This is a genomic window from Streptomyces pactum (genome assembly GCF_002005225.1).
GTDB classification, from domain to species: domain Bacteria; phylum Actinomycetota; class Actinomycetes; order Streptomycetales; family Streptomycetaceae; genus Streptomyces; species Streptomyces pactum_A.
On sequence record NZ_CP019724.1, the window covers coordinates 3,841,078 to 3,858,594 of the forward strand.

Genomic DNA, 17,517 nt, shown 5'->3' on the forward strand with positions numbered 1-17,517 from the left:
GGGCCGGGGAGCACGGCCCCCGGGGGCGTCCGCACTCACCGGCCCCGGTCGCGCGCTGCCCCCGCACCGGGTGCCTGCGGGTTGGCGAGGAGATGCCGGGGGTCGGCGGCGCGGGTGATGGCCGACTCGACGGCGGCCACGCGGTCCGCCAGGAGGCCCAGGGCGGCGACCGCGCGGGTGAGGGGGTCGTGCTCGGGGCCGCCCAGGGTGGCGGCACGGACGTGGGCGGCGCGCAGCTCGGCCCAGCGGGCGGCCTGTTCCGAGGTGAGTGTGCCGCGCAGTTCGGCGAGCTTGAGGAGGTTGGCCTCGGCTCCCTGCGCCAGGGCCTGGGCCTCCGCCGTGTAGTGGTCGTCGAGGACCGCGGCGCGTTCGGCGTCGTTCATGACGGGGCGGACGCGCTGGGCGATCTTGTTCATGTTGCGGTACGAGCCCTGGAGCCGGAAGGCCGGCTCCGTACGGGTGCCGTCCGCCTGGGCCGCGGAGGCGATGTAGGCGGCGTTGACGGCCAGAACCGTCTCGCGGACCGCGAGGAGGTGGCGCAGGACGGACAGGACGCGCTCCAACTCGGCCGGTGGGCAGGCGTGGGTGAGCCGGTCGGCGCGGGCGGTGGGGTCGGCGGAGGCGAGGCGCACCAGCAGCTCCAGGTCGGCCCGGTCGCGGCCGGCGAGCGGCGCCAGGACCGGGTTCGCGGTGAGGGCGTTCTCCAGGAAGCTGAGCGCGAAGGCGTCCTCCTTCCCGGTCAGGACGTCGCCCAGGTTCCAGACGTCGGCCCGGTTGGCGAGCATGTCGGGGACCCGGAAGCGGACGCCGGACTCGGTGTAGGGGTTGCCGGCCATGCAGACGGCGAAGCGCTTGCCGCGCAGGTCGTAGGTGCGGGGCCGGCCGTCCCACACGCCGTCGACGCGGCGGGTGGCGTCGCACAGCGGGATGAACTTCTGGAGGAGTTCGGGGGAGGTGTGCTGGATGTCGTCGAGGTAGAGCAGGGTGTTGTTCGCGGCGGCCAGCGCGAAGTTGATCTTCTCGATCTCCTGGCGTGCGGTGGCGTTCGGGGCGTCGGCCGGATCGAGTGAGGTCACGGCGTGGCCGAGCGCGGGGCCGCTGACCTTCACCAGCATCAGGCCGAGGCGGTCGGCGACGTACTCGACCAGGGTCGTCTTGCCGTAGCCGGGCGGGGACAGGAGCAGCAGGAGGCCGCCGGTGTCGGTGCGCTTCGTGTCGCCGGTGGCACCGAGCTGTTTGGCGAGGCTGTCGCCGATGAGCGGGAGGTAGACCTCGTCGACGAGGCGGTTGCGGACGAAGGCGGACATGACGCGCGGGCGGTGGTCGTCCAGGCGCAGGCGGGTGCGTTCCGCCGCCACCAGGGCCGTCCGGCGCCGCTGGTAGGCGCGGAACGCGGGCACGTCCAGCGCCGCGAAGCGCGCGGTACGGGCGAGGAACTCGTCCAGCCGCAGGGGCAGTCGGCCTCCGTGGACGCGCGGGTGCGTGCCCAGCAGGCCCTCGGCCGTGCCTGCCGGCGGGGCTTCGCCGTCGTAGCGGGGCAGGTCGGGGCAGAGCTCGGCGGCCACCGCCTCGGCCAGGTCGCCGGGGGTGAGGTCGGTGCCGGTGGCGGCCGCGTACGACGACAGCCAGGCCTCGACGAGCTGCCGGCGGGCGGCGAGGTCGTCGAGCGCGGCGAGGTCCTCGTCGTAGGCGGGATCGCCCACCGTGCGGCGGAACTTCTCCAGGAGCGTGCGCGTGCCCGCGCCGAGGACGAAGCCGTCGGGGGTGCCGGTCAGTTCGTGGAAGAGGTAGGAGGCGGCGGCCCCGGCCGCCTCCTCGGCCTGCGGGGTCCACGCGCCGATGGCCTGTGCCAGCTCGGCCTCCAGGTCCGCGATCGCGGAGGACAGGCCGAAGGTGTCCCGGGCCCGGGCCAGGGACACCGCGCGCCGGGTCCACGTCTGGCGTGCCTCCTGCGTGGCGCCGTGGGACCAGAAGAGCTGGGCGGCGGCGCGGGCGGCCGGCTCGTGGCGCAGGGTCCCGGCCCTCTCGTACAGGGGCAGCAGCGTGGTGAGGACGACCGTCGCGTCGTGGTCGTGCACGCCTCGCTCGTAGCCCTCGTCGTACGCCTCCCGCGCCGCCTCGCGGACGAGAGCGGGCAGGTCGTCGGCCGAGGCGAGGGCGCCGGGGCCGTGTTCGCGCAGCAGGCGGGCGGCGAGGTGTTCGGCGCGGTAGACGTCGGGCGACTCCGACGGCAGCGAGCGGTCCCAGTAGGGGCGGGTGGCGGCGAACGCGGGGTCGGTGACCGGCGCGCGGTAGTCGGTGCCGGTGAGGGCGAAGGCGATGCCGTCCTCGTCCGGGACGAGGGTGAGGTCGAGGGGCTGGGTGTTGACGGCGAAGCGGTGGGTGCCCAGGCGCAGGGTGCGGCCGTCGTCGGCGTACAGGTCGGTGCGGTCGCGCAGGGCGCGGGAGGCCTCCTGGCGGGCCGACTTGAGGCGGCCGTCCAGCTCCTCCGCCCGGACGGTGTCCCCCAGGGCGCGCAGTTCGTCGGCGGTGCGGCGGACCTTGGCCACCATGGGGTCGGAGGCGAAGTAGGTGCTGACCGCGTCGGTGTCGGTGAGCGTGGCGCACCGTCTGCCGATCGTCTCGAGGATCCGGGCGGCGGAGGCCGCGAGTTGTCCGGCGCGGCGGGCGCGGGTGTCGGCGAGGGCCTGCTTGCGGGCGGCGAAGGCCTCGTAGACCTCGGTGCGCCGGTCCGTGAGTTCGCCGAGGAAGGCGTCGAACTCCGCGAAGCGGGACTCCAGGTCCTCCAGTTGGGCCAGCAGCCGGGCCAGTTGGTCGTCGCACCGTTCGGGGGTGTCCGCGGCGGCGAGCGCGGCGGTGACCGCCTGGCCGAGCAGCGTCGTCTCGGCGGCGAACTCGGCGCGGCCCTCGTGGTCGAGGAGGGCGCGGCGGCGGGCGTCGAGGGTGGCGCGGGCGCGGTTGACGCCGCCCAGGACGGCGGACACGCGCTCCAGGAGGGCGGTGCGGACCGTGGCGTCGCCGAGGTCGAGTTCGGCCACGACGCCGGTGACCGTGCGCAGCCCGTCGGCGAGTTCGTCGATCCGGGCGGCGACGGGGCCGGCCTCGGCGACGGTGGTGACGGCCTGCGCGTCGGCGACGAGCCGTTCGACGTCCTCGCGCTGGGTGTCGAAGGCGTCCTCGCGGGCGAGGAAGGTCACGGCCCGCCGGCCGAGGTCGGCGAGGGCGGTCCCGGCCTCCTCGGCGAGGGCGTCGATGCCGGGGCCGTCGGCGTACCGCATCTCCTTGACGTTCAGCAGGTGCCCGTGGGCGCGCCGCAGTTCGGTCAGGCCGCGTACCCAGGCCGCGGCCTGGCGGGGTGCCTCGCCGCGCAGTCTGCGGACCACCGCCGCGATCCGCTCGGCGGCCTCGTCGCGGGCCTCGGCCGCCTGCCGGGTCAGCGACCGCACGGTCTCGAACTCGGCCAGTACCTGCTCGGCGGTCTCCCGTACCGCCGCCAGGACGGCGGCCAGGTCGCCCAGGTCCTCCTCGCCCAGCCAGTGGTGGCCGTCGGCCGCGCGCACGCAGGCGGCGGCCAGCGCCCGGTACCCTTCGGCCGTGCTGATCCCCTCGCCGACGGCGCCGGCGACGGACAGGCAGGCGGCGATGCCGCGTACGAGGTCGGCGTTGCCCACACGGGCCAGCGGGCCGCTCCCGGCGGGCGCGGCGGCGGCGTGGGTGTCGGAGACGTAGGGCGAGTGCCACAACTGCACCGGGTGCACCTGGGCCGGTTCGTCGCCGTCCGCCCGCAGCACCGTGAAGGTGCCGTCGTCCGCCAGGGCCCAGCCCCGGCAGGGCAGCGGGTTCGCGACCTCCTTGCGGATCGTGTTGTACGACAGCAGCAGGCCCCGGCTCTCACCGCGCGCGCGGAAGGAGAACAGCACGTCCTCGCCGTTCGGCGAGCGCGTCTCCCGCTCGAACTCCAGCCCGGTCGTGTCGAGTTCGTACGTCTTGTGGGCGCCCGTGGCCAGGCAGTAGCCGCCGGGGAAGACGATGCCCTGCCCGTCGGGCAGCCGGCGGCAGGCCAGCCCGATACCGTCCAGGCGGACCACCGACCTGGTGAGGGTGTTGACCACCAGGTAGCGGTCGGTGTCCTCCTTGTAGGGCCGGACCCGCAGCAGGATCAGGGCGCCGACCCGGGCGTGCGCGACGTCGGCGTCGGCCAGCGCCTGCAGGGGCTCGTCGACGGGCTCGCTGTGGACGCCCTCGCCCGTCTCGGTGTCGTTGTCCAGCTTGACGGTGAGGGCGCCGCCGACGGCGGAGACGTAGACCTCGCCCTGGACGGCCACGTGCGGGTGGCGGCCCAGCACGTGGTCCTCGCGGGTCGCCGCGGTCCACTCGAAGTCGTGGGGCGGGGGGAAGACGTCGTCGCGTTCGCCCCGCGCGTCCAGGAAGGCCGCCGTCCGCCCGTCCTCGGACAGCGTCCAGCGCAGTACGCGGATGTCGTCCGCCTTCTCGCCGGTGCGGAAGACGGCCAGCAGCCTGCCGTCCACGGGGCGCAGCCGCAGCAGGCGGGCCTGCCGGTAGTAGCGGTGCAGGTCCGCGAACTCCCGTACGAAGGACGGGTCGTCGAGCAGTCCCGGTACGGCCGGCTCGGGCAGCCGGTTCAGGTCGCGGTCGTACAGCGTGAAGACGTCGGCCACCGCGGTCTGCGTGCGGGGGCCCGGCCGGCCGGTGGAGCCGAGGAGCAGGGTGTCCCCCACGGCGACGATGTCGCACGGCACGCCCGGGTGCTCCGTGCGCAGCCGCTCGGTGCCGGCCAGTTCGAGCCGGGCCGAGCCGAACTCGTCCACCCGGCGGGTGTTGAGGAGTTCGGTCCGGCGGGTGAGTTCGGCGGCCTGCGCGGCGAGGCGGTCGCGCAGCACCTCGTACGCGCCGGCGTCGGCAGCGTCGTGCGGGACCGGCCCCGGGACGCCGGCGGCGTCGTGCGGAACCGGCCCCGGGACGCCGGCGGCGTCGTGCGGAACCGGCCCCGGGACGCCGGCGGCGTCGTGCGGAACCGGCCCCGGGACGCCGGCGGCGTCGTGCGGAACCGGCCCCGGAGGGGCGGCGGCGTGCGGGGCCGGCTCTGAGGCGGTGGCCATGATGTTCGTCCCTTCCAGGAGGCGGGGCACCGGAACCGCCGACCCCCGTGCGGCGGCTCCGGCACCCGGCGGTTCAGACCCGGGCCGCGCCGTTCAGGGCGGTGAGCGGGGTGTCGGCGAGACCCAGTTCGCCCGCCCGGTCCAGGAGCCGCTGCACCTGACCGGCGTCGGTGCCGCCCGACTTCATCAGCTTCATCAGCAGCGCGGAGACCGTCAGGTTCTGCACGTCGGCCGTGGAGACCGAGCCGAGGACGCGGGTCAGGTCGTCGGGAAAGCTCTGCGAGCCGTCCAGCCAGGGACCGGCGAGGGCCTGCGCCGTCTCGGAGTTCTTCACGAACCCGTCGACGCCCTTGCCCAGCGCGATCGAGGACATCAGCCGGTCGAAGAAGACCGAGTCGCCGCCCACGATGTCGATGTCGGCGTTCTCCAGCCCGGTGGCGAGCACCGTGGCCTGCGCCTCGGCGACCTGCCGCTGCACGTCCAGTCCGGCGAGCCGGATGTCCTTCTCGGCCTCCAGGCGCAGCCGGTACTCCTCGTGGCCGCGCGAGGCGTCGTCCAGGGCGGCCATCGCCGCGGCCTTCTCGGTCAGTCCGGCCGCCTCCGCCTTCAGCTTCCCGCCGATGGCCTCCGCCTCGGCCAGGGCCTTGGCCCGCGCGCCCGCCGCCTCTGCACGCATCCGGGCCTCGGTCGCCTCGGCCTCGGCGCGGCCGGCCTTCTCGATGACCTCGGCCTCCTTGTCGCGGACCTGGACCGCCGCCAGTCCTTCCGCGGCGGCCTCGGCCTGGAGCCCCTCGGCCGTCCGCAGCTTGGCCCGCGCGTCGAGGTCGGCGCTCTTCAGCCGGGCCTCGGCCAGGGTGAGCTCCTCGGCGGCGCGGTGGGTGGCGGCCTGCTCGGCGGCCTCGGCGGCCTTGATGTCCTTGACGAGCCGCTCCTGGGCCTCCGCCTCGGCGGCGATGATCACGGCCTGCCGCTGCCGCTCGGCCTCCTCGACGGCACGCAGCTTCTTGATGGACTCCTCCTGCTCGGCGACCGTACGGTCCACGGCGACGCGCTCGCGGATGACCTCGGCGATGTCCCGCTTCTCCGCCTCGACCTCCTTCTCGGCGGCGATCCGCGTCAGCTCGGTCTCCCGCTCGCGGCCGATGGCCTCCAGCATGCGGTCCTTCTCGATGCGCTCGTTCTCGACGGCGATGACCCGCTCGCGGTTCTTCGCGGCGACCGCGACCTCGCGGGCCTGGTTCTCGCGCTGCACGCCGAGCTGCTCCTCCGTGCGCAGGAAGGCCGTCTGCGCCCGCAGCCGCTCCTCCTCCATCACCCGTGCCGTCTCGGCCTCCTCGCGGGCCCGGGTGGTGTCGATCTCGCGCTTCTGCTTGATCTCGGCGTCCGCCTGGCGGCGCTCCAGCTCCAGTACGGCCTCGCGCGCGTCGACGTTCTGCCGGGTGATCTCCTTCTCCTCCGTGCGCCGGGCCTCGTTGGTGCGCACGTGCTCCACGGCCGTCAGCTCGGTGATCTTCCGGATGCCCTGGGCGTCGAGGACGTTCGCCGGGTCGAGCTGGGTCAGCGGCGTCTGCTCCAGGTAGTCGATCGCCGCGTCCTCCAGGTGGTACCCGCTGAGGTCGACGCCGATGACCTCGATGATCCGGTACCGCAGTTCCTCGCGCTTGGTGTAGAGGTCGGTGAAGTCCATCTGCTTGCCGACGGTCTTCAACGCCTCGGAGAACTTCGCGTGGAACAGTTCCTGGAGGGTGTCGCGGTCACTGGCGCGGGCCGTGCCGACCGCCTGGGCGACCTTGACGACGTCGTCGACGGTCTTGCTGACCTTGACGAAGAACGAGATGCGGATGTCCGCGCGGATGTTGTCCCGGCAGATCAGCCCCTCCTTGCCGGCCCGCGTGATCTCGATCGTCTTCACCGAGATGTCCATGACCTCGGCCTTGTGCAGCACCGGCAGCACCACCTGGCCGGTGAAGGTCACGTCCACCTTGCGCATCTTCGAGACGATCAGCGCCTTGCCCTGCTCCACCTTGCGGAAGAGCCGCGAGACGCCGAACAGCAGGAGGGCGACGACGAGCAGACAGACCAGGGCGAGCACACCGATGACTTCCATGGCATACGTCCTTAGGGACAGGAGACGGCTGGCTTGGGGCAGGAGACGGCCACGCCGGGGCCCCGGCCGGAGTGACGTGAGCAAGTGAGGGGAGGTGAGGTGAGGCGAGGCTGCGAGGGGTCAGACGGCGCGGCGGTCGTGTGACGCGGCGCGGCCCGCTCGGCCGGGTTCGTCCGGGAGGAGCCGGTGCAGCGGCCGGACGAGCCGGAAGGCCATCGGCATCGTCCGCTCCCCCTCCCTACTCCGGCTGATCCGACCGGCGCACTCGTGCCGGACGGGCTCCGATGCCGGAAACCCCCCGCAGTGCTCCCCGTACGCCCATGATGTACGACCGTCCCGCCCGCGCGCATTGCCGGTTTCCGGCAACGTTCACCGGCGCCTGGATGCCGGGGGGCCGTCAGGAGAGAGCGTCACCCGGTACGCAGGTACACCCGTCGCCGTACGTGCACCCGGCGCCGCACCTGCGCCGGGCCGTCCCGTGCGCCGGCGTCGTCACGTGCCCCGCGCCGTCCCGCACCCCCTCGCCGTCGGCACCGGGATCGGCGTGGGGTCGCCCTCGGCGCGCGGCGCCCGGCTGCCAAGGCCGAAAGCCCCGCGACCGGACGGCCGGGCTCCTCAGCGAGATCTCACCCCGCGGGCCGCAGCGCGGCGAGCCGCTCCTCGAAGGGCACGACCCCGTCGGCGGACGCGGCCGGTGCCGCTGCCCGCTCGGCTGCCTGCCCCGCGGTCTGCTCGGCGGCCTGCCCCGCGGTCTGCGCCGGAACCGCCGACAGCCCGCCCATCAGCGCCGCCAGCTCCCCCGCCGCCCGCTCGATCCGCCCGTCCAGGCCCTCGGCGCCCCAGTCCTCCGAGGCGGCGTACACGCCGGTCGGGACGACGACGGCCTTGAGGTAGGCGAAGAGCGGACGCAGCGCGTGCTCCAGCACCAGCGAGTGCCGGGCCGTACCGCCGGTCGCGCCGATCAGCACCGGCTTCCCGGCGAGGGCGTCCGCGTCGGTCACGCTCAGCGCGTCGAAGAACGACTTGAACAGCCCGCTGTACGACGCCGAGAACACCGGTGTGACGACGATCAGGCCGTCGGCCCCGGCCACCGCGTCGAAGGCGGCGGACAGGTTCCGCCCCGGGAACCCGTTGGTGAAGGTGTGCGCGATCTCCACGGCGAGCTCGCGCACCTCGACCACCTCGACCACGCGGACGCCGGCGCCGGACCGGCCGGCCGTGGCGGTGGCCAGCCGGTCGGCGAGCAGCCGGGTGGACGACGGGACGCCCAGTCCCGCGGAGACGACGACGAGCCTCATGCCCGTGCTCCTTCCTTGCGGGCGCCGGCCAGCAGGGACGCGTGGGTCGGCGCGTCCGGCACGTGCGCCGGGCGGTCCTTGGCGAACTCCTTGCGCAGCACCGGCACGACCTCCTCGCCGAGCAGGTCGAGCTGCTCCAGCACGGTCTTCAGGGGCAGCCCGGCGTGGTCCATCAGGAAGAGCTGGCGCTGGTAGTCACCGGCGTACTCGCGGAAGGCGAGCGTCTTCTCGATCACCTGCTGCGGCGAGCCGACCGTGAGCGGCGTCTGCTCGGTGAAGTCCTCCAGGGACGGACCGTGCCCGTACACGGGCGCGACGTCGAAGTACGGCCGGAACTCGCGCACCGCGTCCTGCGAGTTCTTCCGCATGAACACCTGGCCGCCCAGGCCGACGATCGCCTGCTCGGGGGTGCCGTGCCCGTAGTGGGCGTAGCGGGCCCGGTAGAGCTCGACCATCCGCTTGGTGTGGTCGGCGGGCCAGAAGATGTTGTTGTGGAAGAAGCCGTCGCCGTAGTAAGCCGCCTGCTCGGCGATCTCCGGGGAGCGGATCGAGCCGTGCCAGACGAACGGCGCGACGCCGTCCAGCGGCCGGGGCGTGGACGTGAACCCTTGCAGGGGCGTACGGAACTTCCCCTCCCAGTTCACGACGTCCTCGCGCCACAGGCGGTGCAGCAGGGCGTAGTTCTCGACGGCGAGGTTGATGCCCTCGCGGATGTCCTTGCCGAACCACGGGTAGACCGGGCCGGTGTTGCCGCGCCCCATCATCAGGTCCACCCGGCCGTCGGCCAGGTGCTGGAGCATCGCGAAGTCCTCGGCGATCTTCACCGGGTCGTTGGTGGTGATGAGGGTGGTGGAGGTGGACAGGATCAGCCGCTCGGTGCGCGCGGCGACGTAGCCGAGCATCGTGGTCGGCGACGACGGCACGAACGGCGGGTTGTGGTGCTCGCCGGTCGCGAAGACGTCGAGCCCGACCTCCTCGGCCTTCAGCGCGATGGCGACCATGGCCTTGATGCGCTCACGCTCGGTCGGCGTACGCCCCGTGGTCGGGTCCGGCGTGACGTCGCCGACGGTGAAGATGCCGAACTGCATGATCGCTCAACCTCCGAGTTGTTGATGGTTCAACTATACCCGGCAACGGCCGGCCCCCGGACGTTATTCCGGTCACCGGCAGGTGACACATCGGCCCGGCCGACCTGGACGCGAAGGCCCCGCCCCGCCGTGCGAAGCTGCCCGCATGCTCGTGCTCCGCTCCGCCGCCCTCTTCGTCGTCGCCGCCCTGTTCGAGATCGGCGGCGCCTGGCTGGTCTGGCAGGGCGTGCGCGAACAGCGCGGCTGGCTGTGGGCCACCGGCGGCGTCCTCGCCCTCGGCGCGTACGGCTTCGTCGCCACCTTCCAGCCCGACGCCCACTTCGGCCGCATCCTCGCCGCGTACGGCGGGATCTTCGTGGCCGGCTCGATCCTGTGGGGCATGGTCGCCGACGGCTACCGCCCCGACCGCTGGGACGTGACGGGTGCGCTGATCTGCCTGGCCGGGATGGCCGTGATCATGTGGGCGCCGCGCAACGGCGGCTGACTACCCTGGGCGGCGACCGTCCGTGTCGTACCTGACGAACCAGGAGCAGCCCATGGCCACCGCAGCCGCCCCGTCCGCCGCCTCCCGCATCGCCGTCGTCACCGGTGCGAGCAGCGGCATCGGCGCCGCCACGGCCCGGCAGCTCGCCGCGGCCGGCTACCGCGTCGTCCTCACCGCCCGCCGCAAGGACCGCGTCGAGGCGCTGGCGGAGGAGATCCAGGCGGCCGGCCACAAGGCGACGGCGTACCCCCTGGACGTCACCGACCGCGCGGCCGTCGACGAGTTCGCGACCGCGTTCAAGACGGTCGGCGTCCTGGTCAACAACGCGGGCGGCGCGCTCGGCGCCGACCCGGTGGCCACCGGCGACCCGGACGACTGGCGCCGCATGTACGAGACGAACGTCCTCGGCACCCTCAACCTCACCCAGGCCCTGCTCCCCAGGCTGGAGGCGAGCGGCGACGGCACGATCGTCGTCGTCTCCTCGACCGCCGGCTTCGCCACCTACGAGGGCGGCGGGGGCTACGTCGCCGCCAAGCACGCCGAACACGTCCTCGCCGAGACCCTCCGCCTGGAGATCGTCGGCCGCCCGGTCCGCGTCGTCGAGATCGCGCCCGGCATGGTGAAGACCGACGAGTTCGCCCTGACCCGCTTCGGCGGCGACCGGGACAAGGCGGCCAAGGTCTACCAGGGCGTGGCCGATCCCCTGTCCGCCGACGACGTCGCCGACACCATCACCTGGGCGGTCACCCGCCCCGCCCACGTCAACATCGACCTCCTGGTCGTCCGCCCCCGGGCCCAGGCGTCCAACACGAAGGTTCACCGGGAGGGCTGACGCACGGCGACCGGTCCGCTACGGCGCACTCGGCCCACACGGTCTTGCCGGGACCGGTGGGCCGTGCGGTGACGCCCCAGTCGTCCGCGAGGACGTCGACCAGGAGCAGCCCCCGTCCCGACTCCCCGTCCGGGTCCGGCGCTCCGGGGACGGGCCGCCTCTCGGTCCGGGTGTCCGTGACCTCGATCCGGAGAGTGTCCTCGGCCGCTGCGAGGCGGAGGTGAAAGTCCCGGCCCGGTACGTGGCCGTGGCGGACGGCGTTGGCGGTGAGCTCCGCGGCGATCAGCGTGACCGTCTCGTTCACGTGTGAGGCGTACGGGTGGCCCCAGACGTCCAGGCGGTGCGAGACCAGCCGACGGGCGAGGCGGGCGCCGCGCGGGGTCGACGTGAACCGCATCGCGAAGGTCCGGGTGGGCCGGGGCGGTTGAGGGGGCGTCCGCCTTTGCGGCGGAGTTGCTGACTTCACAGGGCAACCGTTGCGAACTGTGCGTAGCGTTCACCAGGTGTGACGCGCTGACCGGCATGGGCTGTACGCCGCCGGAGCGGGCCTGTACACGGGGTGCGCCGTGACGGCGCGAGCACGATGACGGTGCGGGGTGTTCGGTGGTCGGGTACGTACGGGAGGTGCCGGGCGTGGAGGAACGAGCGCAGGTGGACGGCGTCGAGCAGGAGGCCGGTGCGGGCATCCTGCACGTCTTCGGGCGGCAGCTCAAGCTGTGCCGGGAGCGGGCGGGGCTGGACCGCGCGGAGCTGGGGGGCAGGGCGGGGTACTCGGCCTCGACGATCGCCTCGTTCGAGCAGGGGCGACGGATTCCACCCCCGAGGTTCATCGACCAGGCGGACGAACTGCTCGACGCGGGCGGGCTGCTGAAGGCGGGCAAGGAGGAGGTGGCTCGGGCGCGGTATCCGGCGTTCTTCCGGGACGCGGCGCGGTTGGAGACACAGGCGGTCGAACTCCACGTGTACGCGACCCAGGCTGCCCCTGGGCTGTTGCAGACGGAGGAGTACGCCCGCGCCGTGTGTGCGATGTGGCGTCCGCTGCTGGACGAGGAGGTCATCGAGCAGCGTGTGGCCGCGCGAATGGCACGGCAGGACATCTTCGCCCGGCGTCCGGCTCCGGACCTGAGTTTCGTCGTCGATGAGGCCGTGCTGCACCGACTGCTGGGCGGGGAGCGCGTCTGGCGTGGTCAGTTGGAACAGTTCCTGCTGGCCGGCGAGAAGCGGAACGTCACAATCCAGGTGATGCCGTTCTCACGCGTGGAACATGCTGGACTGGCCGGCCCGTTCACCTTGATGGAGACCAAGGATGAGCGGAGGATCGCCTACACGGAAGTCCAGCGTGCCAGCCACGTCCACACAGAGCGCGAAAAGGTCCGGGAACTTGAGTCTGCGTACGGGACACTTCGTGCCCAGTCGTTCACTCCGGAAGAATCACGCGCGTTGATCGAGAAGCTTTTGGGAGAGAGATGAGCGGGGAAGCCTCCGGGTGGGACATCGACGACCTGGCCTGGTACAAGAGCAGTCACAGCGCCGGGGACGGCGGCGAGTGCGTCGAGGTCGCCTCCTGGCTGGGCGTGACGCACGTCCGCGACTCGAAGGACAAGGCAGGTCCGATGCTCGGCCTGACGCCGACGGCGTGGGCGGAGTTCGTCGGATTCGCCGCCCGGCATACCGCGTAGGCCGAAGAGCCGTGCCCCGTGACCGCTCACCCGGGTCACGGGGCACTGACGTGCTCAGCCCTTCACGCAGACGACCTGCTTCAACTTCGCCACGACCTCGACCAGGTCGCGCTGCTGGTCGATGACCTGCTCGATCGGCTTGTAAGCGCCCGGAATCTCGTCCACGACGCCCGAGTCCTTGCGACACTCGACGCCCCGTGTCTGCTCCTCCAGGTCCTTGGTCGAGAAGCGCCGCTTGGCCGCGTTCCGGCTCATGCGCCTACCGGCGCCGTGGGAGGCGGAGTTGAAGGACTTGGCGTTTCCGAGGCCCTTGACGATGTACGAACCCGTGCCCATGGAACCCGGGATGATCCCGTAGTCCCCGGAACCCGCGCGGATCGCGCCCTTGCGGGTCACCAGCAGGTCAATGCCGTCGTACCGCTCCTCGGCCACGTAGTTGTGGTGCGCGCTGATCTCCGGCTCGAAGGCCGGCTTCGCCTTCTTGAACTCCTTGCGGACCACGTCCTTCAGGAGCGCCATCATGAGGGTGCGGTTGTACTTGGCGTACTCCTGCGCCCAGAACAGGTCGTTGCGGTACGCCGCCATCTGCGGGGTGTCCGCGACGAACACCGCGAGGTCGCGGTCGATCAGACCTTGGTTGTGCGGGAGTTTCCGGGCGATGCCGATGTGATGCTCGGCAAGTTCCTTGCCGATGTTGCGGGAGCCGGAGTGGAGCATGAGCCACACAGAACCGGTCACATCCGTGCAAATCTCGACAAAATGATTGCCCGATCCGAGCGTACCCATCTGCTTTCCGGCCCGCTCCCGCCGGAACTTCACCGCCTCCGCAACCCCGTCGAACCGCCTCCAGAAGTCGTCCCACCCCGCCGTCGCCAGCCCATGGAACCGACCCGGGTCCACGGGGCCGTCATGCATCCCGCGCCCCACCGGAATCGCCTGCTCGATCTTCGAGCGCAGCCGCGAGAGGTCACCCGGGAGGTCGTTCGCCGTGAGGGACGTCCGCACCGCCGACATCCCGCAGCCGATGTCCACGCCCACCGCCGCCGGGCACACGGCACCCCGCATCGCGATGACCGACCCGACCGTCGCGCCCTTGCCGTAGTGCACGTCCGGCATGACCGCCAGGCCCTTGATCCACGGCAGGGTCGCCACGTTGCGCAGTTGCTGGAGCGCGCCCTCCTCGACCGTCGCCGGGTCGGCCCACATCCGGATCGGCACCTTCGCGCCCGGCAGCTCCACGTACGACATATCGTCCTCATTCCCCCGGGAAACAAACAGAAGCCTCAAAGCGCAAAACCGGCGCCAAGGGCAGTCAAAGGGACAACCGACCGGCGTTCACGGCAGCGCGTGCGATACACATTGTCTGCTGGGGACGCCCCCGTGCGGCAAGCGAATAACCAGCGGGGACACTGGAGTACCGACCACAGCCACACCGGCGAGAGGAGCCGCACCGTGCAGCGGAAGGCCTACGTACCCGGCGTCGCAGCCGTCCTGGCGGCGCTGCTGGCCGGCTGCACCGGCGGCTCGGGCGACGGCGCCACGGCGGACGACTCCAACCCGGGCAGGCCCGGCGTCGCGACCGAGGCCGCCGAGCCCGGCAAGTACCGCACCCTCCCGGAGCCGTGCGGCGCGGTCGGCGACAAGGCGCTCGGCTCGCTCCTGCCCGGAATCGAGGAGATCGCGGACGAGAAGCAGCGTGAGCGGGCGTACGCGGGCGAGCCGACACTCGCGTACGACACCGACCGCAAGGTCGGCTGCCGCTGGAAGGTCGAGTCGGCGGACGCCACCAACCACCTCTTCGTCGACTTCGAGCGGGTGGTGTCGTACGACACCACCGTGAGCGACGACAGCGAGGCCGAGCAGCTCTTCGCCGAGCAGGTGGAGGCGGCCGACCTGCCCGCACCGGTCGAGTCCGGGTCGGGGTCCGAGTCCGCGTCCGGTGCCACGCCGGAGTCCGGGTCGCCGTCGGCCACCGCGTCCTCCGGCACGCCCGCCGCCACGCCCTCCGGATCCGCGTCGTCCACCGCCCCCTCGTCGAGCGCGTCCGCCGGTGCCACGTCCGCCGAACTCCAGCCCCGGCTCCTGGACGACCTGGGCGACGAGGCGTTCGTCGACGACGCGCTGAGCAGCTCCGGTTCGACGGCGAAGCGGCGCACGGTGACTGTGGCGTTCCGCACGTCGAACGTCATGGTGACCATCGAGTACGCGGAGCAGTCGGCGACGCTCGGTGTCGTGCCCGACAGCGAGGAGATGCAGGACATGGCGCGGAAACTGGCTTCCCAGCTCGCGGATTCACTGAGCGACTGAGCCGGCCCGGGCCTCCTCGCGTCCGCGCGCGAGGCATCCGAAGCGGGGCCGCGCGGTTTTCCCACCGCGTACCGTGGCCCCTCGGACCCGTTCCGACCGCAGGAACCACGAGTGCCATGAGTGAAGGAACCATGCAGCGACGAGCCCAGCGTGACCAGCGAAACGTGGGGACAGCCCCCACGCCGTCCAGCGGGAAGGCGAAGCGACTGACCCGCGTCCTTGTCTGCGCGGCCGCCGTCCCCGTGATGCTGGTGGCAGCCGGCTGCTCCTCGGACTCCGGCTCCGGCGACGGCAAGGACAAGGCCGCGGACAAGACGGCCGCGTCCAAGTCCGCGAAGCCCTCCCCGACGGTCCGGGCCGCGGCGTACGGGAAGCTCCCGGAGCCGTGTTCGGTGCTGTCGGAGAAGACGCTGGATGACCTGGTGCCCAAGGCCGACTCCGGCAAGGAGGGCACGTCCAACGACACGGCGACGCGCGCCGGTTGCTCCTGGGACAGCCTGGACGACAACGGCGTGAAGGGCTCTCAGTTCCGCTGGCTGAGCGTGTCGATGCTGCGCTTCGAGTCGGACGTGACCCGCGGCGAGGGCGACAAGCTGGCGCGCGACTACTACACGAAGCAGTTGCAGGACGCCCAGTCCGCGCAGGGCGCGAAGAGCGTGAAGACCACGCCGGTGAGCGGCACGGGCGACGAGGCGTCGATGGTGCGCTACGACCTGAAGAAGAAGGAAGGCACCTTCAAGCAGCAGACGGTCGTGGCACGCGTCGAGAACGTCGTCGTCACCGTCGACTACAACGGCGCGGGCCTGGCCGGCGACAAGACACCGGACGCCGACGACCTGGCCAAGGACGCCCAGAAGGCGGCCAAGGAGGCGGTGGCCGCGGTGACGAAGGCCAACGGCACCGGCAAGTCGGGCACCTCGCCGTCGCCCTCCGGGTCGGCGGCCGGCTCGGACTCGAAGACGCCGTCCAAGTCGTCGTCCAAGTCGGCGGCGAAGTCGTCGTCGAAGTCGTCGTCGAAGACCTCGAAGTCGAGCTGACCGGTGGCGGCCGTGCGCGTCGAGGACCTGGGCGCCCGGTTCCCCGGCCTCCTCGAACCGGGCGCGGCCCGGGAGCCGCGGCCCTGACGCCGGGGCGGCGAAGCTCCGAAACACCCACCGGCCACGCGTCCCCCGCACACATGTGCCACTCTGTTGCGCGCAACGACAGGCACTGGGAGGGGAGTACGGGTGGCCGCGCCACTTGAGCTGACACGGACGCATCGCGTTCTCATCGGCATGGTCGTCTTCGGCGCCGTCATCATCGCCGGGATCGGCTTCGCGGGTTCGTACGCGGCGGTGCGGGAACTGGCCCTGCAGAAGGGCTTCGGGAACTTCAGCTACGTCTTCCCGATCGGCATCGACGCGGGCATCTGCGTGCTGCTGGCCCTGGACCTGCTGCTGACCTGGATCCGCATCCCCTTCCCGCTGCTGCGGCAGACGGCCTGGCTGCTGACGGCGGCGACGATCGCGTTCAACGGCGCGGCGGCGTGGCCCGACCCGCTGGGTGTGGGCATGCACGGGGTGATCCCGATCCTGTTCGTGGTGTCCGTCGAGGCCGCCCGGCACGCGATCGGCCGGATCGCCGACATCACCGCCGACAAGCACATGGAGGGCGTCCGCCTCACCCGCTGGCTGCTCTCGCCGGGGCCGACCTTCCTGCTGTGGCGCCGCATGAAGCTGTGGGAGCTGCGCTCCTACGAGCAGGTGATCAAGCTGGAGCAGGAGCGCCTGGTGTACCAGGCCCGGCTGCGCTCACGGTTCGGGCGCGGCTGGCGCCGCAAGGCCCCCGTGGAGTCGCTGATGCCGCTGCGCCTGGCCCGCTACGGCGTGCCCCTGGCGCAGACGGCCCCGGCGGGCTTGGCAGCGGCGGGCATCGAGCCGGCGCTGCTGCCGCCGGCACCGCAGCCCGAGGCGCTCACGGAGGGCGGGGCCCCCACCGGGACGGCGCCCTCCCTGCACAAGGCGGACCCCGCCGGTGGGCAGCGTCCCGAGCTGGTCGGCGGCCGGGAGACGGCTCCGCGACCCGTGCGGGAGGAGGGCGGGGCGCACCAGGACCCCGCGGGGGACCCGGGCCCCGCCGCGGACCGGAACCCCGCCGTGGACCAGAACCCGTGGCTGCACGCCCGGGACCCGCAGTCCGTCGAGTACCACGGCGACTACGACCCCGCCTACGACCCGGACCAGTACGCCCAGTGGGAGGCCGAACAGCGGCAGGCCGAGCAGTACCGGCAGCAGTTCGAGGAGGAGCCGCCGGTCCAGGAGCCCTCCCCGGAGGACACCGGCAGCTTCCCCATACCGGTGGGCCCCCACCGCACCCGCGAGCTGGGCGAGGGTGGCGGCACGCCGGAGCCCCGGGCCCCGGACGAGGACGCCTACTACCAGGTCTTCAAGCAGTCGATCAACGGCAGCTACCCGACGCCCCGCGAGTTCGGCGACAACGTGGAGGCGACGTTCGGCACGCCGCTCGCCGATCCCGAGGCCAAGCGGCTGGTGAGCCGTTTCACCAACCGGCACAGCGCCGAGCTGGAGGACGAGCACATCGCCTGACCGGCGGTGCGGACGAC

Annotated in this window: 13 protein-coding genes; 7 read left to right on the forward strand and 6 right to left on the reverse strand. The window is 72.6% G+C overall.

The genetic code is table 11. The features are described from left to right. Positions 1-35 precede the first annotated feature (35 nt). The 4 genes from B1H29_RS16000 to B1H29_RS16015 form a co-directional block, all read right to left on the reverse strand. Positions 36-5,120, reverse strand: a complete 5,085-nt coding sequence (locus B1H29_RS16000) for a DNA repair ATPase (protein WP_234393031.1) — start codon at positions 5,118-5,120, stop codon at positions 36-38. A gap of 73 nt (positions 5,121-5,193) precedes the next feature. Continuing rightward, entirely contained in the window at positions 5,194-7,227 is a 2,034-nt protein-coding gene (locus B1H29_RS16005) for an SPFH domain-containing protein (RefSeq protein WP_055418529.1), read from the reverse strand. 626 nt (positions 7,228-7,853) lie between these two features. Then, positions 7,854-8,525 (reverse strand): CE1759 family FMN reductase, encoded by a 672-nt coding sequence (locus tag B1H29_RS16010; protein ID WP_055418530.1) that lies wholly within the window; start codon positions 8,523-8,525, stop codon positions 7,854-7,856. After that, positions 8,522-9,613: an LLM class flavin-dependent oxidoreductase gene (locus tag B1H29_RS16015; RefSeq protein ID WP_055418531.1), complete on the reverse strand. Its 1,092-nt coding sequence runs from the start codon at positions 9,611-9,613 to the stop codon at positions 8,522-8,524. Before B1H29_RS16015 ends, B1H29_RS16010 begins: the two co-directional genes overlap by 4 nt. A 145-nt stretch (positions 9,614-9,758) precedes the next feature. Between B1H29_RS16015 and B1H29_RS16020 the strand changes: the two genes are divergently transcribed. Together B1H29_RS16020 and B1H29_RS16025 are read left to right on the forward strand one after the other, a co-directional pair. Beyond that, a complete protein-coding gene (locus B1H29_RS16020; protein WP_055418532.1) occupies positions 9,759-10,097 on the forward strand; it encodes a YnfA family protein in 339 nt (112 codons plus the stop codon). A 52-nt stretch (positions 10,098-10,149) separates the two neighbouring features. Next, on the forward strand, positions 10,150-10,929 hold the full coding sequence (locus tag B1H29_RS16025) for an SDR family NAD(P)-dependent oxidoreductase (RefSeq protein WP_055418533.1): 780 nt from the start codon (positions 10,150-10,152) through the stop codon (positions 10,927-10,929). Here B1H29_RS16025 and B1H29_RS16030 read toward each other — a convergent pair. Then, positions 10,859-11,326: an ATP-binding protein gene (locus B1H29_RS16030; RefSeq protein WP_079160250.1), complete on the reverse strand. Its 468-nt coding sequence runs from the start codon at positions 11,324-11,326 to the stop codon at positions 10,859-10,861. The two genes, B1H29_RS16025 and B1H29_RS16030, sit on opposite strands and share 71 nt — an antisense overlap. A 236-nt stretch (positions 11,327-11,562) precedes the next feature. Here B1H29_RS16030 and B1H29_RS16035 point away from each other — a divergent pair, with 236 nt between their 5' ends. Together B1H29_RS16035 and B1H29_RS16040 are read left to right on the forward strand one after the other, a co-directional pair. Next, positions 11,563-12,399 (forward strand): helix-turn-helix domain-containing protein, encoded by an 837-nt coding sequence (locus B1H29_RS16035; RefSeq protein ID WP_055418534.1) that lies wholly within the window; start codon positions 11,563-11,565, stop codon positions 12,397-12,399. Continuing rightward, entirely contained in the window at positions 12,396-12,608 is a 213-nt protein-coding gene (locus B1H29_RS16040) for a DUF397 domain-containing protein (RefSeq protein ID WP_055418535.1), read from the forward strand. The genes B1H29_RS16035 and B1H29_RS16040 overlap by 4 nt, the downstream gene beginning before the upstream one ends. Positions 12,609-12,662: 54 nt before the next feature. On the opposite strand, the gene B1H29_RS16045 is transcribed toward B1H29_RS16040, so the two are convergent. After that, positions 12,663-13,856 (reverse strand): RtcB family protein, encoded by a 1,194-nt coding sequence (locus B1H29_RS16045; RefSeq protein ID WP_055418536.1) that lies wholly within the window; start codon positions 13,854-13,856, stop codon positions 12,663-12,665. 204 nt (positions 13,857-14,060) lie between these two features. Here B1H29_RS16045 and B1H29_RS16050 point away from each other — a divergent pair, with 204 nt between their 5' ends. The 3 genes from B1H29_RS16050 to B1H29_RS16060 all read left to right on the forward strand — a co-directional run bounded on the left by B1H29_RS16050 (position 14,061) and on the right by B1H29_RS16060 (position 17,500). Next, on the forward strand, positions 14,061-14,915 hold the full coding sequence (locus tag B1H29_RS16050) for a hypothetical protein (RefSeq protein ID WP_055418537.1): 855 nt from the start codon (positions 14,061-14,063) through the stop codon (positions 14,913-14,915). A 116-nt stretch (positions 14,916-15,031) separates the two neighbouring features. Then, on the forward strand, positions 15,032-15,952 hold the full coding sequence (locus B1H29_RS16055) for a DUF3558 family protein (protein ID WP_055418538.1): 921 nt from the start codon (positions 15,032-15,034) through the stop codon (positions 15,950-15,952). Between the two features lie 189 nt (positions 15,953-16,141). Beyond that, complete coding sequence (locus B1H29_RS16060) at positions 16,142-17,500, forward strand: DUF2637 domain-containing protein (protein ID WP_079160253.1); 1,359 nt, start codon at positions 16,142-16,144, stop codon at positions 17,498-17,500. Positions 17,501-17,517: the final 17 nt, after the last annotated feature.

Bases quoted from the DNA above. Each gene is read 5' to 3' on its own strand.
- B1H29_RS16020 (WP_055418532.1), top strand. From the start codon at position 9,759: ATGCTCGTGCTCCGCTCCGCCGCCCTCTTCGTCGTCGCCGCCCTGTTC.
- B1H29_RS16030 (WP_079160250.1), bottom strand. From the start codon at position 11,326: ATGCGGTTCACGTCGACCCCGCGCGGCGCCCGCCTCGCCCGTCGGCTG.
- B1H29_RS16010 (WP_055418530.1), bottom strand. From the start codon at position 8,525: ATGAGGCTCGTCGTCGTCTCCGCGGGACTGGGCGTCCCGTCGTCCACC.
- B1H29_RS16000 (WP_234393031.1), bottom strand. From the start codon at position 5,120: ATGGCCACCGCCTCAGAGCCGGCCCCGCACGCCGCCGCCCCTCCGGGG.
- B1H29_RS16025 (WP_055418533.1), top strand. From the start codon at position 10,150: ATGGCCACCGCAGCCGCCCCGTCCGCCGCCTCCCGCATCGCCGTCGTC.
- B1H29_RS16055 (WP_055418538.1), top strand. From the start codon at position 15,032: ATGAGTGAAGGAACCATGCAGCGACGAGCCCAGCGTGACCAGCGAAAC.
- B1H29_RS16045 (WP_055418536.1), bottom strand. From the start codon at position 13,856: ATGTCGTACGTGGAGCTGCCGGGCGCGAAGGTGCCGATCCGGATGTGG.
- B1H29_RS16005 (WP_055418529.1), bottom strand. From the start codon at position 7,227: ATGGAAGTCATCGGTGTGCTCGCCCTGGTCTGTCTGCTCGTCGTCGCC.
- B1H29_RS16040 (WP_055418535.1), top strand. From the start codon at position 12,396: ATGAGCGGGGAAGCCTCCGGGTGGGACATCGACGACCTGGCCTGGTAC.
- B1H29_RS16015 (WP_055418531.1), bottom strand. From the start codon at position 9,613: ATGCAGTTCGGCATCTTCACCGTCGGCGACGTCACGCCGGACCCGACC.